The organism is Pseudalkalibacillus berkeleyi, from assembly GCF_021608225.1.
Classification (GTDB): Bacteria; Bacillota; Bacilli; order Bacillales; family Fictibacillaceae; genus Pseudalkalibacillus; species Pseudalkalibacillus berkeleyi.
In genome coordinates, this window is sequence record NZ_JAKIJS010000001.1 from 2263822 (window position 1) to 2280213 (window position 16392).

At 37.5% G+C, this 16392-nt stretch carries 18 protein-coding genes and 1 riboswitch; of the genes, 3 read left to right on the forward strand and 15 right to left on the reverse strand.

The annotated features are described in order from the left end of the window. The first annotated feature begins 316 nt into the window (after positions 1-316). Complete coding sequence (gene mraY, locus L2716_RS11905) at positions 317-1273, forward strand: phospho-N-acetylmuramoyl-pentapeptide-transferase (protein ID WP_236334993.1); 957 nt, start codon at positions 317-319, stop codon at positions 1271-1273. Between the two features lie 55 nt (positions 1274-1328). Here mraY and L2716_RS11910 read toward each other — a convergent pair whose 3' ends face one another. From L2716_RS11910 to L2716_RS11955, 10 genes are all read right to left on the reverse strand, one after another. Further along, a complete protein-coding gene (locus L2716_RS11910; RefSeq protein WP_236334995.1) occupies positions 1329-1793 on the reverse strand; it encodes a GNAT family N-acetyltransferase in 465 nt (154 codons plus the stop codon). A 451-nt stretch (positions 1794-2244) separates the two neighbouring features. Then, positions 2245-2703, reverse strand: a complete 459-nt coding sequence (locus L2716_RS11915; RefSeq protein WP_236334996.1) for a GNAT family N-acetyltransferase — start codon at positions 2701-2703, stop codon at positions 2245-2247. A gap of 48 nt (positions 2704-2751) precedes the next feature. Next, positions 2752-3171, reverse strand: coding sequence for a hypothetical protein (locus tag L2716_RS11920; protein WP_236334998.1), 420 nt, complete (start codon positions 3169-3171; stop codon positions 2752-2754). Between the two features lie 181 nt (positions 3172-3352). Then, on the reverse strand, positions 3353-4162 hold the full coding sequence (locus tag L2716_RS11925) for a DUF817 domain-containing protein (protein ID WP_236335000.1): 810 nt from the start codon (positions 4160-4162) through the stop codon (positions 3353-3355). Positions 4163-4190: 28 nt separating this feature from the next. Beyond that, positions 4191-4406: a helix-turn-helix domain-containing protein gene (locus L2716_RS11930; RefSeq protein ID WP_236335002.1), complete on the reverse strand. Its 216-nt coding sequence runs from the start codon at positions 4404-4406 to the stop codon at positions 4191-4193. Positions 4407-4416: 10 nt separating this feature from the next. Next, positions 4417-4899 (reverse strand): DUF2975 domain-containing protein, encoded by a 483-nt coding sequence (locus L2716_RS11935; RefSeq protein WP_236335004.1) that lies wholly within the window; start codon positions 4897-4899, stop codon positions 4417-4419. 169 nt (positions 4900-5068) lie between these two features. Further along, complete coding sequence (locus tag L2716_RS11940) at positions 5069-5377, reverse strand: hypothetical protein (protein ID WP_236335006.1); 309 nt, start codon at positions 5375-5377, stop codon at positions 5069-5071. A 188-nt stretch (positions 5378-5565) separates the two neighbouring features. Further along, positions 5566-6033: a thioesterase family protein gene (locus L2716_RS11945; protein ID WP_236335013.1), complete on the reverse strand. Its 468-nt coding sequence runs from the start codon at positions 6031-6033 to the stop codon at positions 5566-5568. Positions 6034-6044: 11 nt separating this feature from the next. Further along, positions 6045-7010, reverse strand: coding sequence for a 3-hydroxyacyl-CoA dehydrogenase NAD-binding domain-containing protein (locus L2716_RS11950; protein WP_236335029.1), 966 nt, complete (start codon positions 7008-7010; stop codon positions 6045-6047). Next, positions 7010-7903, reverse strand: coding sequence for a beta-keto acid cleavage family enzyme (locus tag L2716_RS11955; protein ID WP_236335030.1), 894 nt, complete (start codon positions 7901-7903; stop codon positions 7010-7012). Before L2716_RS11955 ends, L2716_RS11950 begins: the two co-directional genes overlap by 1 nt. Before the next feature lie 196 nt (positions 7904-8099). On the opposite strand from L2716_RS11955, the gene L2716_RS11960 reads away from it, so the two are divergent. After that, positions 8100-8648, forward strand: coding sequence for a TetR/AcrR family transcriptional regulator (locus tag L2716_RS11960; RefSeq protein ID WP_236335032.1), 549 nt, complete (start codon positions 8100-8102; stop codon positions 8646-8648). A gap of 241 nt (positions 8649-8889) precedes the next feature. Here the strand turns inward: L2716_RS11960 and L2716_RS11965 are convergent, their stop codons facing one another. After that, positions 8890-9822 (reverse strand): hypothetical protein, encoded by a 933-nt coding sequence (locus tag L2716_RS11965; protein WP_236335035.1) that lies wholly within the window; start codon positions 9820-9822, stop codon positions 8890-8892. Between the two features lie 236 nt (positions 9823-10058). After that, on the reverse strand, positions 10059-11708 hold the full coding sequence (locus L2716_RS11970; RefSeq protein WP_236335043.1) for a M14 family metallopeptidase: 1650 nt from the start codon (positions 11706-11708) through the stop codon (positions 10059-10061). 190 nt (positions 11709-11898) lie between these two features. On the opposite strand from L2716_RS11970, the gene safA reads away from it, so the two are divergent. After that, the gene (gene safA, locus L2716_RS11975) at positions 11899-12519 is read left to right on the forward strand and encodes a SafA/ExsA family spore coat assembly protein (protein ID WP_236335064.1); all 621 of its coding nucleotides are present in this window, start codon (positions 11899-11901) and stop codon (positions 12517-12519) included. A 302-nt stretch (positions 12520-12821) separates the two neighbouring features. Here safA and L2716_RS11980 read toward each other — a convergent pair whose 3' ends face one another. From L2716_RS11980 to L2716_RS11990, 3 genes are all read right to left on the reverse strand, one after another. Beyond that, positions 12822-13166 carry a hypothetical protein gene (locus L2716_RS11980; protein ID WP_236335067.1) on the reverse strand — a complete coding sequence of 115 codons (345 nt, stop codon included), beginning with the start codon at positions 13164-13166 and terminating at the stop codon, positions 12822-12824. A 130-nt stretch (positions 13167-13296) separates the two neighbouring features. Continuing rightward, entirely contained in the window at positions 13297-14739 is a 1443-nt protein-coding gene (locus tag L2716_RS11985) for an alanine/glycine:cation symporter family protein (RefSeq protein WP_268963982.1), read from the reverse strand. Between the two features lie 194 nt (positions 14740-14933). Beyond that, complete coding sequence (locus L2716_RS11990; protein ID WP_236335078.1) at positions 14934-16091, reverse strand: MFS transporter; 1158 nt, start codon at positions 16089-16091, stop codon at positions 14934-14936. A 155-nt stretch (positions 16092-16246) separates the two neighbouring features. Next, a riboswitch (guanidine-I (ykkC/yxkD leader) is annotated at positions 16247-16348 on the forward strand. The last annotated feature ends 44 nt before the right edge of the window (positions 16349-16392 follow it).

Here is a 16392-nt window from a genome sequence, read left to right on the forward strand (position 1 = left end):
TAAATGTTTTGGTGTTCTTAGTTAATTCTACATTCCTATCAGTTAACCTTTTTAACCTAAACTTCTCCAAACTCTATACTAATTCCATTAATTATTGCTTATATTAAAGTGGTAACTAAATATAGGAACCTGTTATTCCAAATTTCTCCCCACTACCTAAATAGAGCGCTTACCTTTATTAAAGCAAGCCCTCACTTTACTTAAATAAAAAAGTTGGTCTCTATTAAACTTCCTTCTTATATTTTGTATGGATTAGAGGAAATCAATAGTCTTCTTAGAACTAATAGATAATAAATAGAAAAGGAGAGGATAAGAAGTGAGTCAACAAATAATACCAGCTATAATTGCTTTTGTATTAGTCTCGGTTTTATCCCCGCTATTCATTGCTTTATTAAGAAAATTAAAGCTCCTTCAGCCGATAAGGAAAGAACTTCCTTCTAATCATCAATTAAAGAAAGGTACTCCGTTAATGTTTGGGATCATTCTTTTTGTAGGGATTATCGTATCCATACTCTTTTCACCTACTCCATTAATGTTATTTTTGGCCGTTACGTACATTCTATTTAGTTTTATTGGTTTTTTGGATGACTTTTGGAAAGCTTCACGCCAAGATCCTTTAGGGGTATCGGGTAAGACCAAGCTTGTTTTGCAATTTATTTTTACAAGTGCTTTGCTTTTCTACGTGATAAACATATTTGGTGTAGACACCGAGATTAGTATTCATAAAAAATTCTCCTTTGACCTTCCAATGGTGGTATATATCATTGTGATCACCTTATTTGTTGTTGGTTCTGCAAATGCCATTAACTTTACTGATGGCTTGGATGGTCTTTTAGGAGTTGTTTCAATCCCTACATATTTTTTCTTTTTTGTGATATCAGACAATTCAGAGGTGCAGCTTTTTTGTTTAATTATGATTGGATCCTTATTGGGTTTCCTCATTTATAATTTATATCCTGCCAAGGCTTTTATGGGGGATACGGGATCATTAGCGATAGGAGGATCACTTTCATTCCTTGCCATTCTTGAGAAAGTGGAGATTCTAATTCCCGTTTTATTCTTTATCTATTTTGCTGAAAAGCTTTCGGTTATCTTACAAGTTACTTCATTTAAACTTACACGTAAACGGATCTTCAGAATGACACCAATCCACTTTCACTATGGCTTAAAATATGGGTGGTCTGAAAATACAATTGTCACCGGTTTCGGGTTTGTTTCTTGGTTTTGTACTCTTATCTGTTTAGCTTATTGGAAATTTATTCTCCATCCATAAATTAAGTAAAGGCGAAATCCTTCTTAGATTAACGCACCCTTATCTTGAATAAAGACTATATATCCTTTTCTAAACAGTAGTGTGGTTTTCCATCAAAAACTACTTCCTTAAACTTATTAAAACCTAGTTTAGTCCAAAATAATAAGCCATTCTCATTCTCCTTATGTACTGCCAAACGTAATTTCTTCTTATCTTCTTGTCTAATCAGATCTTCTAAATATCTAAAGGCTTCAAGAGAGTTTCTCGAACCTTGATACTGCTTATGAATTACAAACAAACTTATCCAAGGAGTATGATCGGAGGGATTTTCTATGCAGTAATCCACTAAACCAATGTACTTTCCGGACTTCTTAATTAATGTTCGAGTGGTATTTAGTTTCTTAGATTCTTCAAACTCAGACTTTATGTCTTCAAAACTAATAGTTCGTTTATTCTTAGACAAAAGGTTGTAAGACGAATTTGAATTCATAATTTCTAACTCTATCTTCCACTTATTTATTTCATTCTTTTCAAAAATCATCACTATAGCACCTTTCAACTTACAATGTTATATAGCTCTACTGACAAAACCTAGATTAAAACAATACTTTTTCTTAAACGAGCGCACCCGATCAAACGCCTAATCCACTCCCAAGACGAATGCAAAAAACCCACCTCCGTGGGATACATTTTCCTTTTTATCATCCATCCACCCAACTCGAATAATAATATACTCCTTGTTTTTTAGGTGAAGTAAATTGACCATCTTTTAGGGGTATTTCCTTTTTGTTTTTCCACAATTTGTACTAGATGGCGTTCATTCGGCTCGGGCTTATAATCCATATTTAATGAAATTGTTTCACCAGATTTAACGCTAATAGGTGTCTTGCCTTTTAATAATTCAACTGGACCAAGTGCGTTTTGCTTTGATATATACTTGTTTGCACCTCTGAAGTAAACTCGTTAAATGATTTAAGCTCGGTATTTTCATTTCAAAGTTTTAATTTCATACCTTCATGTGAAGCGGTGAATCCAAGTTGTTCATAGAAACGAAGCGCATCCTCTCGTTTCTTGTCGGTTGTCAATTGAACGAGGTGACATCCTCGATCCTTTGCTCTTTGGATCCCCCATTCGATTAACTTCGTTCCAATACCTTGACCACGGGTTGTGGATGAGGTTCGGACACCTTCAATGGTCGCTCTCCAACCCCCTTGGTATGTAAGATAAGGTGTAAAGGTGAGTTGTATCACACCAACAACTTCTCCCCTTACACAAGCTACAACTAATTCATTATTGGGATCAGTATGAATCGCTTGAAACGCTTCTCTATAACAATCAGGTAGTGGAGTTTCGTATCGCTCTCTTTGCTGACCTAAAACATCATCCGCAAGCATTCGGATGACCGTATCCAAGTCTTGTTCACTTGCTTTTCTAAAAGTTAAACGATCCATTAATCTTCAGCTCCAATTGCACATCTAAATTGTAGAATGGTGAATTGATCAGCTTCTAATCAATTGCTTATCCAATTCTCTCACTCGATCATATGACTGCAAAAGACTTTCTGGTACCACTGTTCTCCCAAGTTCCCAAGAGTTCGTGTCAATTTTAGAACGAAGCTCTTCTTTTTCTTTATCGTCACCATACATAAGGATCCTTAAATCTCGAAAGTGTTTTCTAGAATCTAAGTAATATCCGACCATATGGTAGACAAGGATTTTTACAAAGTTCTCCTCTGTCTCTTTTACTTTTATTTTACTTTTATAACCATTTACTTTAAGGTAATTAAATTTGATCGTGTTTGTTGATACGTTATAGCTCATCGGCACAGTTAACGTATTATCAAATTCAATATTGATATCTATTTTAAGTTCAAGTAACGTCTCATTTATGATCTTTTCAATATTCCAAATATAGAGCATATCATGCCTCACACCTTTTCCTATTAGATAAAATTGTTCAAATCGTACGCTTTCTATGTATATTGACATATGAAATATAGTAAAGATTGTTTAAACATTCAAGTCTACATACTAAATGTCCTCTTTTTCTACTAGAAATAAGTACAACTCAACCGTTTTTTATCAAAAAAAGAGGCTCATCCTATTTCGGATAAGCACCATCATAAGCTTTACTCGTATATATACTGGGGTAACTTTTAGCTTTAACCAGCTTTAATGTCGCTACAATTAAAAAACTAACAATGACTAATAACAGCCATGAGCTCACTTTTCCTAAATGTACTAGACTCCATGCTTCTCGTTGATTTGGATATTCCCAAGCGCTAAAAAATGTTGCTATATTTTCTGCAATCCAAATAAAAAATCCAATGAGTACAAAGGAAAGTGCTAGCGGCATTCTGTATCGAGTTCCACCAACCTCATATATGACCCATGATTTCCAAAAGACGATCATAACAAGCGCCGATAGCCACCACCTAACGTCAATCCAATAATGATGGGTAAAGAAATTCAAGTAAATTGCAGCTGCAAGAGGAACGACTTGCAAAAGTGATGGCCAATTCACTAGTTCAACCTTAAGTCTTCTCCACGCCTGACAAAGATAACTCGCTACACTTGCATACATGAATCCGCTATATAAAGGTACCCCAAAAATTTTACTGTATCCTTCTTCCGGATAAGACCAGGAACCCATATGTACCTTGTAAAGTTCTAGAGCAAGCCCAATCATGTGAAACAATGAGATGACCTTTAATTCATCACGTGTTTCAAGCCCAGAACGCAGCATTAACCATTGCATCAATAAGCAGATGATCAGTAACCAATCATACCGCGGTAGATAGGGTAGTGTTGTGATTTGCGTCAATGCCAAGGAGGCAAAGATCACGACAGGAAACAGACACGAAAGCGCCTGCTCCCTGCCAAATCGAATGAGTTGTGTTAGCGCCCTCATATGCTCTGCCTCCTACAATCTTTTATTCTCAACTGTCACTCTCACTTTTATATTCTAAAAGATCACCTGGCTGACACTCTAATGCTTTGCAAATTGCCTCTAAGGTTGAAAATCGAACAGCTTTTGCCTTCCCATTTTTCAAAATTGAAAGGTTAGCCATCGTTATTCCAACCCTTTCCGAAAGTTCTGTCACACTCATTTTTCTTTTAGCGAGCATTACATCAATGTTAATTACTATAGCCATGTGATTCACCTCAGACCGTTAAATCATTTTCAGATTTAATATCTATAGCACTTTTTAAAAGCTTTTGAAGAACACCTGCAAAGACGGCAATTACCATTGAAGCAAAAATGATAATCAGCCCAATCATTATGACACCCGGCGCGTCGTCTATCTCTCCTACTAAATAGAAGAATGGCATAACTATCAAATACACGACACTAATTGAGACTGCACAAAATTTTATATTCCTTAGTGCTCTTACCGAGGATTCCGAAAATGCATGGTCCTTATCGATTAATTTCAAGAGTCTTAAAGCCTGGTACAAAGCAATAAAAAATGGAATTGCTGCTACGTACATACCCATTAACACAGGATAGATATAGGAAGCAATCACTGATTCAACTTCTGAAGCTTGCTTTGCAAACCAAGGCAGTGCAAATATGCACAACAGAAGTACCCCAATTCCAATAAGAAAGACAACGACTCTTAAAAAATTAGTTGATCCTCGATTCATGAAAAGCACCTCACTTAAATAATCTTAATTAGAAGTTACCATATTATTTATTGATAAACAATAAATAATTATCATTTTGTAGTATATAGTTATTGTTATTAAACAAATTAAAAAGCATTCCTCATTTTTGAAAATGCTTTCTGATATTCTATGTTGAACTCACTATCGATCATTTTGATAATATGAATCCGTCTTTGAAAGTAATGATGATCATACTCGTTCCGTTCTTTTCGAGAGTAATTGCAGAACCTATCTGGTCTACTTCTTTCCAACCTCTTAGCTTTAATTGCATCAAATATAACTGATTAAACCCTTTATATTTGTAAGATACATGACCTGCTTTATGTTTTTCTATTTGTGCTGTTAATGGTACTGGGAATTTTTCAATCGGTGAAGACTTATGAAAGCCTATCGTAAAGCTAATGACAAGTATACTCATAACAGATATGAGTACCCAAGTGAATCTACTTTTGTTCATTTTATGCTCCCCTTTACAGGTTGTAATTTTTCCTTATTTTACCACCAAACTCAACCTAGTGGGGATATAAAAAAGCGTCTCATAAGTAGGTGCCAGTGACTGATTTCTCCAAAAAAACAAGACCAAGTAAAACGAAAAAAAACGGCTACTTGATCTTGTAATTATTTTTTGAGACTTCTTAAATTGTATTACCCTTTTCTAATTCCAATCTTTCGGCCTGCTTGTTTTGGGGTTTCTTTCTCATGATCATTCGCATAAATATCTGCTAGAACCGATGATACTTGTTCAGGAAAGGGGGCAGGACGACCATCAGTCGTTCCGATTCCCATAAGCATTTGTTCACTCGTAGCAATAAGTTCATCTAGATCATTCAACATATTGAAAAAGATGTGAATCCTTTTCTTATCAAGGTCTAAGATCTGACATGTTATTGTCAATTGTTGTCCTTCATGAGCCTCTTTCAAATAGCAAATATGAGATTCGAGCGTGAAGATTGTATACGCAAGCGTTTGACGCCCTTCATAATCCAAGCCAATTTGATCCATGAATTCGTCAACCGCAAGACTGAACACACGTGAATATTCAGCATCATTCATATGCCCATTATAATCCACCCAATCAGGACTTACACACCTTTGAAGTTTGAATTCGCTCATAAGCTCCCCTCCTAAACTTTCGACTGTTGGTCTTTCGTCGCTTCTGGCCAGTAGTCCTTCACGAGATCGAGTAATTTAACGAGAAACTCATTACGATTCTGATCGAGATCTGACAAACTACACTCTCCGGACTGTTCTTCACAACCTGCAACCACACGGTCATGGAGTTCATCTGTCAGTTCAGGCGCTTCAAGCTTCGTCCATGGTTTTTTCAATGCTGGACCGAATTGTTTAAGCATATGGCGCATACCGCCTTCTCCACCAGCAAGATGGAACGTTAGAAATGGACCATATTGTGCATAGCGTAAGCCCGCACCATAAATAAAAGCTTGGTCAACTTCTTCTGTTGTGGCAATACCTTCGTTAACAATATGCAGGGACTCACGCCAAATCGCTTCAATAAGGCGATCGGCGATATGCCCTTCGATTTCATTTCTAACGAGAAGTGCCTTCATGTTCATCCCCTCAAAAAAGGCGGTTGCTCTATCAGTAAAAGCTTTCGAAGTTGCTTGTCCAGGTACAACTTCTACTAACGGTAAAATATATACGGGATGGAATGGATGAGCGACAACAAAACGCTCTGGATATTCAAGTCCTCGTTGCAAGTAAGACGGCTTGATCCCAGATGTACTAGAAGCGATTATCGCATCCTTTTTCGCGTATCGATCGATCTCAGCCAATACGGATTCCTTCAAATCTTCTATTTCTGGTACATTTTCTTGAATAAAATCAGCATCCGCTACAGCTTTTGCTACATCTTGTTCAAAATGGAGACGATCTTTCGATGCTCCGTCAGCAAGACCGAGTTCATCCACATACGGCCAAGCTTGTTCAACCGCTTTTCTCATACGTTCTTCTGCACCGTCAGCCGGATCTGTCGCTACTACGTCATAACCGTGTGCCAGATAACGAGTGATCCAACCATTTCCTATTACACCTGTTCCAACTACTGCAATTGTTTGGATGTCTGCTGGCATTACTGATCCCCTCCGTATGGATTTCTAAGTTGATAGTGTGCTCTTGCTTCTGCTGGCGTCATAGGCTCTAGACCGTGCCCATGTAGCATTGTGACTGCTTTATCTACGAGCTGCTCATTCTTTGCAGGGACACCTTTTGATAGATAAATGTTGTCTTCAAGTCCAACTCGAACATTCCCTCCTAGCAGTGCAGATTGTCCTGCAATAGGCATTTGCATTCTTCCAATTCCAAAAGCTGACCAATGCGCATTTTCTGGCAGCCTATTCTTCATATATAGAATGGTTTCTGCATCTGCTTCAGCACCCCAAGGAATACCTAGGCAAAACTGGAACATTGGATCCCCATCGATTAATCCCTCTTGAATCAATTGTTTCGCAAATCTTATATGTCCTGTGTCGAAGCATTCTAGTTCGGGTTTCACACCACTATCTTGAATCCGTTTTGCTTGGTCCCGTAACCAGTCAGTCGGGCTCATATAAATCATGTTGCCGAAGTTGGTGCTTCCACAATCAAGTGTGCACATTTCTGGAAGTAGTTCCCCAACAGGCTCATGGCGTTCAGCAGGTGTTTGCATATCCGTACCATCGCCTCCAGCAGCAGGTGTTGCAAGACTTGGGATAAAATCGCCTCCTCCACCAGACGTGATGTTAATGATGACGTCTGTTTCAGATTCACGAATGCGGTCAACGATTTCTCGATAATGGTTTAGATCATGACTAATTCCACCCGTTTCAGGATTACGCGCGTGGACATGAGCAACTGTCGCTCCAGCTTTAGCTGATTCTATTGCTGAGTTCGCAATCTCCTTAGGTGTTACTGGTACGTTAGGGTTTTTCTCAGTCGTTTCACCCGCTCCAGTTACCGCGGCTGTTAGTAATACTTTACCTTTCATTTCAATTCCTCCTTACTAAAAATAAACACTATCCGATCGGTTATGATTGAAATCAATTGAAACTATACCATCCAGACTGTTTATAATCAACCTCGAATATAATACTTTAACTTCTAATTAAGTTGTGAAATTGAATACTAAAGGGGCTAATGGTAAAATAGAACGTAATTAAAACTAGACTGTGAGGTATATATTCATGCCAAGAGAATCGAAACGGCATAAAATCGTAGAAGCCGCGGCATTAATTGTGCATAATCGTGGCATTGACGCACTAACACTTGATGCTGTGGCTGAAGAAGCGAAAGTGAGTAAAGGTGGTCTCTTGTATCACTTTAGAAGTAAAGAAGCGCTCGTTGAAGGGTTAGTTCTACATATGAACAACGTTTATCGGACGAACGTTGAGGATGCAGTTTATGATGACATTAATCGTAACGGAAAATGGACAAGAGCCATTATTAAAGCAACATATGATCAAAGTCTTAAGAATACAGAAACAAGTGCAGGAATGTTAGCAGCCCAAGGGATTAACCCCGACCTGCTTAAACCTCTTCAACAGACGTATGCCAATTGGCAAGAAAACATTTCAACTGACGGAATTGATCCCGTTCAAGCGACCATACTTAGATTAGCAGCTGATGGATTATGGTTTTCTGAGATTTTCGGATTAGCACCACTAGATGAGAAGCTAAGGAAACAAGTGTTAGACCGCTTGATGCAGCAGACATATGATAAAGAAAACGAATAATAAAAGTGAGATTTGAGTATTGAAATATCAGGACTATTTTACTGAAATGTCGAGATTATTCCGGGAAATGTCGAGATTATCTCCCGAATTGGCGAGAATGTCTGCTAAGAGTCAAGACCTATCCGATTTCTGGATTAATTATTAACGATTTTAGTTATAAGAGTGCTGCAAATGGTTAAATCTCAAAGAAAAAGAGACCCGAAAATGATTTCGAGTCTCTTTTCTTATCAACTTCGTCAATTTATTCTTTCAATGCCTTATAGTTCTGGTAATCATGAATCGCTTGACCTCCATACCCAGATTCTGTTGAGTACAATTGATCGATCGATTGTAATTGTTCTTCCATATAAGCTTCACCCTCTTCAAAGAATGAAACCTTCTCATAAGGTTCTAAATGCTGAGTCTCTACCCCAATAACTACCTTCAAATTATGTTTACTAGCATATTTTATTTCATGATCACTATGAAAACTAATCGAATCCCGTCCACCTGCTGTGTCTCGATAAGCCATAATCACGACGTTACCTACTGTATCCATAACATGATCGGATAATGGTTTTGTTACATCTCGATACATCGTTTCATATTTCTCTTTATCAAACCAAAAAGGAATCGCTGCCATGAATTCGAACGCATCTGATGATCCATATGTATCTGCCATATTTGCTAGATTTTCTAAGCCTAGTAAGTATTCTTGAATTAATTGTTCTCGTTCTTCTGTTTTCCACTCTGCTAATAAATAGGGTTCGATATCGAATTGCATACCGTCAAACCGTTCGTCCTGCTGAGAATTATTATTATACATAAATACTGAATGCATTCTTTCAGTCGGCTTCATGTGATTCATTTGCAAAGCCCATTTCGCTGAGCCGTCTAGAGCGTATACGGAAATGTTATTTAAATGCGCCAATTTAATAAAAGCTCTATATGATTCATAGTTCTCTTCTAAATATCTTCCCGTATTTAAATAAATAATGTTAATATTCTTCTCTTTTGAGAAAGTAATCAAATTTTCACGGCCATCTTCTGTAAAGATTTCATCACTGGAATGCCATACCCACACTGCTTTATCACTGATCATTTTCGCAGGTAAACTTCCTGGTAAAGCAATAAATAACATCGTTACAAGAAGGATCGGTGTAATCCAATGTATTAAAGTTTTTCTTTTATTCATACTTCCTCTCATTTCATAATTGATTTGTAATATATTACAGTAATGGAAGACTAGTCCTTAATAGTTTACTATGAAAAGTATTTTAGCGTAATACCTTTTGACAAAGATTCTGGAAAAACCCTACTCGATACCTATGTCTCAAACGTCCTAAAGTAGTTTTGAGGCAAAAGTATGGGATGCAATAATTAAAGGCGCAGTCCCACCTTCGGGACTGCGCCTTCATCTACTTAAAGTGATTACTTCCCATTTTTCATAATCGACTTAATTTGCTGTCTGGAATCAATTCCTTTTACAAAACGATATATTGGAAGCTCTTCCCCAATTTCTGATTGAATGAAATTGAATGTTACATAGCTATCATCTGACTCTGGCTCTAATGCAACAGATGCTAGATTCGCGTTATGCTGTGCGGTCATGACAACATATGTACCTTTTTCGAATGGCACATTTTTGTCGGTTACTTCCGTCTTCACGTCAGTTAACGGATGACTTTCATACGTTCCTCCGTCCTCTTTCTCTGTGACCGTATAGGATTCAACAGGTAGCCGAATATCTCGAGGTAACCTGAATATCTCCAACCCACTGTTTTTCAATTTATGAACAACCTGCTTTTGATCCGGTTTAATTAAATAAGCAGTCGGTCGATCTCGTGTTAACGTTGGCTCTGCTTTACTCGAACTAAAATATTTTACTGGAATATCCTTTGTACGTCCTTCTTGCACATCAACGACTTCTAAAGTCTGATTAGACAATCCCACTCTCGTATCTTCAATAACAATTTGATCTTGATCGTTTGCACGTAAGCCTTTTCGAACTAGCTTTGCACGTTCAGTCCATACAAGCTTCTTAATTTCCTTCGCTTTGTCAGCAGTTGTCTGAATTAACTCTTTATGTGTTTCTACTTGAGCTGCCACTCGGCGTTTGTAGTTCTCTCGACCAATCCCGATTCCCCGAGACTCAACCAAGAATGAAAATGAGGGTGTTAACCCGTATCCATTTCGACCAATTCTTGATGCTGTTCCGCCTTCTTTTATGACGACATGTTCCTCTTCTCGACCGGTTACATAATAGTGGCTATTTGAAAATCCTGCCTCAGACAGTTGATTTTGTGCATTTTCTACGAACAATTCATTGGATTTATTTCGAATCTTCTCTGGTATGTTCAAATTCTTCCCGGATAGAATCAAAAGATCATGATATTTTAAGTATCCTTCTTCACCCAAATCACTAAATACCTCATTACCAACGCTGTATTCGTGTGCATCAATCGTTACTTCAGGATCATACTGATTATATAATGTATGGATCGCTTGAATTTCAGGTAAATCGTACTTGATATGATCACGGTTACCATCTAAACCGTTCGCCATCCTTCGTTCAAAGGCATAGGCACCATCAGGATTAACTCTAGGAATAATAATCACATTCACCTTATCTAGAACCTTGTCACCAAATGGTTCTGTCAACATTTTCGCCATCACAAGTGCACTCTCACCACCGGCAGGTTCATTGCCGTGAATTTGCCCTTGTAACCATACAGTCGGCTTACGATGTTGTTTGCGATCCTTTTTAAAATAAAACAACGCTGGAATGTTCCGGCCTTCTATAGATTGCCCGATGTTTTTAACTTTTAATCTATCACTCTCATCATCCAGCTTCTGAATAAAAGATTCCATTTCTTCTTGTGTAGTAAAAGATTTGTCTTCTTTTAAAAATGCTGGTGTTTCAAAGTTAACATTTGGTTCTGGATATAGGTCCATGACTTGATCTGGTTGTGCATACTCTTTACCAAAATAGGGCATTTCTTCTGCAGAACCGGAATCACCTAGGAATGGTGTTACAATTAATAAAGCAACTAGAATTAGAATCAACTTTTTGTTTTGCATGACTTTACTCCTTTCTATTATTCATGAAATCTACCGCATTATATCACTTTAATCAGAAATTTCAGTATATTTAGGTGAGATTTCAAAATAATTGATACAATTGTTCGATACATTAGGAATGTCGTCATGTGTAGAAGTAAGGAATAATTTACCGGTTTAATAGTCTACTAGAATTTGTAATACTTTTAGTATGAAAACACTTACAAAACTACTCACACTACTGTTGTCTGTCACTTTAGTCACGGGTATTTCTAATGAAGCATTCGCCGCTTCAACACATACTGTAAAATCTGGTGACACGATGTGGAAAATCGCTACGTATTATCAAATAGGAACATCAGAAATTATTAACGTGAATCCACAAGTAGAAGACCCAGATCGCATTTATCCAGGGCAAAGGTTGAACATCCCAGACAATAGCGGAGTCAGGTCCATCGAATATCAAGTCGTGCAACTTGTAAACGATGAACGAGCCAAGTATGGGCTCCAGCCGCTACAGGAAAATTGGGAGCTTTCAAGAGTTGCCCGGTATAAATCCAAGGATATGATTGAAAACAATTACTTCAGTCATACTTCACCAACTTACGGTAGTCCTTTTAAAATGATCGAGGATTTTGGTATTACTTATCGTTCAGCAGGTGAAAACATTGCAGCTGGTCAACAAACTGCTGAAGAAGTGGTTAACGCTTGGATGAATAGTGAAGGTCACCGGAAAAATATTCTTTCAAGTAATTACACTGAGATCGGCGTTGGATATGCAAAAGGAGGGAACTACGGACACTACTGGACGCAAATGTTTATTAGTCAATAATTGAATGAGGAGGCTGGCTCGTAGGATTATTAGTTGTCCTACGAGCTAGCTTTTTTTGTGCAGAATTTCGAGAATAATCACTGGAATGTCGAGATTTTATGTTGAAATGTCTTAATAATCCTGGGAAATGTCTTAATAAACTTGGGAAATGTCGAAATTATTTGCTCAATTGTCGAGATTCGCACTATGAAGACTAACAACTTCAGCGATTTGTTAAAACACCTGACAATAACGTGCAGAAAATAAAAAAGAGTGTTCCAAAAGCTCTATTTGGCTATTGGGCACCCTTTTTCATAATCAATCTATTCTTTTTTCCTTAATTGAATTGGCGAAATCGACTCTTCAGGATGTGTGGTCATTTCTTCATCTAGAAGCTGTAGTTGCAACCTTAAATCTTCTTCCTCAAATGGGAAGTCGTTTATTTCCTCAAGTTGTTCTAGAAATTTTTTATGGAGCTTTTTGTAACCTGTGCATTTTTTCTTAACGGCTTGTTCCATTACCGCTGATAAGGTAGCCAAGCTTCTAGCTAGTCTCTCATTCTCACCTTTTTGTAGCAGTTCTCGACTAATATGATGGCATTGTATGTAATCCTTCTCGATGTTAAATAGGTGCATATATGTATCTATTCTCTCTTGTTGATAATTCATGTGCTCCGCCTCCAATGAGTGAGTAAAATCCTTATAATCTAATTACCCTGTTAACGATTATAAAAAACGTTAGCATACAATAATATAAAATGAAAGCTGACCAATTTGGTCAGCTCTCCTATAAAAGATGTTACTGTTCATGTGTGGCTTTGTTGTAATGTGCTCGTTCTTCGTCCCACACTTCAGTGTTGTGCAATCCAACTTTTCTTGGGTCAAATACTGGGTTTTTCCCTTCACGTTTTTGCTCAATGTAATCTTTCAATGTAGCGAACGCAATTTTTCCGAGCATCGTAATAGCAATCAAGTTGACGAGAGCCATTAAGGCCATAAACAAGTCAGCTAGACTCCATACAATTGCAATCTTCGCTATTGATCCAAACAACACCATACCTACTACTGCTAAACGGTAAACAAACAACCAGCTTTTCTTACCAGCGCCCATAAATTCGATGTTTGATTCACCATAATAGTAGTTACCTACAACCGAACTAAATGCAAATAAGAAAATGAAAATTGCAATTAGAATACCTGCCCACTCACCTAAGTGAGATGTTAAGGCTTGTTGTGTCAATTGGATACCATCATCAGATCCTGTGTAAACGCCGGAAAGAATGATCATAAATGCAGTCGCAGAACAAATCAGAATTGTATCTGTAAATACACTCAACGTTTGAATGAGACCTTGTTTCGCTGGGTGTGAAACACTCGCTGTTGCAGCGGCGTTTGGCGCACTACCCATACCAGCTTCATTGGAGAACAATCCACGTTTGATTCCATTCATTAAAGCGGCACCCATACCGCCACCTACTGCTTCTTCCAAACCAAATGCACTGTTAACAATCAACGCAATAACGGATGGAATTTCAGTAACGTTCGTGACAATGACATAAAGTGCAATTAACAAGTAAAGAATCGCCATAAATGGGACAATTAATTCCGCTACTCTTGCAATACGTTTGATTCCACCAAATATAATAATCGCTACAATTGTAGTAAGTACAACCCCAAAAATAACACGATCTAATCCAAATGAATTTTCAAATGCAAGTGAAATCGTATTCGCTTGTACAGAGTTGAATACAAGTCCAAAGGTGAATGTAATAAGGATTGAGAATAGAATCCCAAGCCATCTTTTATTCAAGCCTTTTTCCATGTAATAGGCTGGTCCACCTCTGAAGCCGAAATCATCTTTAACTTTATAGATCTGAGCAAGTGTACTCTCTACAAATGCTGTGGCTGCACCAATAAGCGCAATGATCCACATCCAGAAGACTGCTCCAGGTCCACCTAAAGAAATAGCAAGGGCTACCCCAGCTAAGTTACCGGTACCAACACGTGAGGCAGTACTGATGCTGAACGCCTGAAATGATGATACACCACGTTTCTTCTTATCTTTAGAAACAGTTGCTCCTTCTCCAAGAAGCATAACCATCTCTCTTATCATTCTAAACTGAACGAATTTTGTACGAATAGAGAAATAGACACCTAAGATTAATAAAAGGGCAATTAAGACATAAGTCCATAAAATGTCATTTCCCCATCCTACGATGGTTTCTAACCAAGACACAATCATTCACCTCAAATTACAGATTTTTTGCATACTGTCCTTTATTGTATTACAACATTAAACCACTGTCATTGGATATACTTGGAATGATGCTGATTATGTATGCTTAGTACTCAAGTTCCACTTTATCTTTTGTGATAAACTTCCATTTTTTACAGTGTGATCATTTTTACTCAAAGTTTCATTAAAATGTAAAATTTCTACATATTTGTAGCCTGTCTAGTAACAGGTAATACAAACACTTTTAGGCAACCAATCAATCCTGCAACTAGAAAGATCGTTTCGTATTTTACATGGGATAATATCACTCCGAATAATGCTGGACCAATAATGGCTCCAATATTTAAAAGGATGATACTAATACTGAACCCTATCGCAGGGATATTAGGAAAGACTTGTGCGCTCCAAATAGGCAAAAACGCTGCATATAGCATGAATGAACTTCCGAATAAGAATCCTGAAACACACACGAGTAACCAATTTTGTGAGATAAACAAAATTGAAATACTGAATGAATAAAGAAGTATTGTAATGATGAAACAGACCTTAAATCCTAGTTTATTAATAAAATCACCGGCCCATAAGCCAACCAATCCTCCAATTCCTGTGACAAGGAAGAAAATAGCATTTGCATGACTAATAAAGAGATTTTCTTGAACAAAATCTGCCGAGTAAGTCCAATAGGTCGCTTCAGTAATCCCGAATAATATTGACGATATATAAAGTGGCTTGGATCTTTTTGTTAAAAGAGGCCTTACATTCACCTTCAGAACTTCCTTTTGAAAGCTTTCATCCTGTTTGGGGAAAGGGATAGATTTAAAAGCCCAAATAAAGATGATAAAACCAATGATTCCACCGCTGACCCAAATCAGCCTCCAATCTCCATTTACCAATAAATATAAAGAAGATATCATAATTAACCCAAGAGTGGATCCGGTACTAATAATGGCCAAAGCTCTATTCTGAATCCCATTTCTCACATTCTGGTTCACACTCTCTGAAAATGAAGACCATGTTAAACCTGGGCTTAACCCGGCAATCGTACACCCTAAGGCAAAAATAAGACTGTTATTAGTAAGTCCAGATAATAACAACCCTGCTGATGCAGCAAAAATACCTCCTAAAATAACGGGGCGCGCTCCCAATCGTGATACTACCAATATCACAGTAAGTGCTCCAATTAAAAATGAAAGGAACGTTAAACTAGAAATAACCCCTAATATGGAGGCTGATAAATTGAAATCCTCTTTGAACTTTGGCAACAATAAGCCATAACCATATCTGAACCATCCGAAAATGATCGATAATGCTAGTAGACCAATAATGGATATTGTCGGTATTTCTACCTTTTTTATCACAAAGACATCTCCTTCGCTTTAAAAAATATTTTAACTAGCTCTACCCATTGTAAAATCCAATAAAACTTATGAGGACTCTATTAATCCTGATTGATTGATCATCTTGTATTTGTTATATTCTCTTGAATAATTTTCAAATTTGAGTATAATATGATTTAATTGTTTTCTAGGGTTCCGCAAGACTTTAATTGGACTGGTCCGAGAGAAAACTCACAGCATGAACCGCTGTGCCACGGAAGGATAAAAGCCTGGGAGATACTGTACTACAGTTATCTTTCAGGCTTTTTGCTTTTAAAGATTA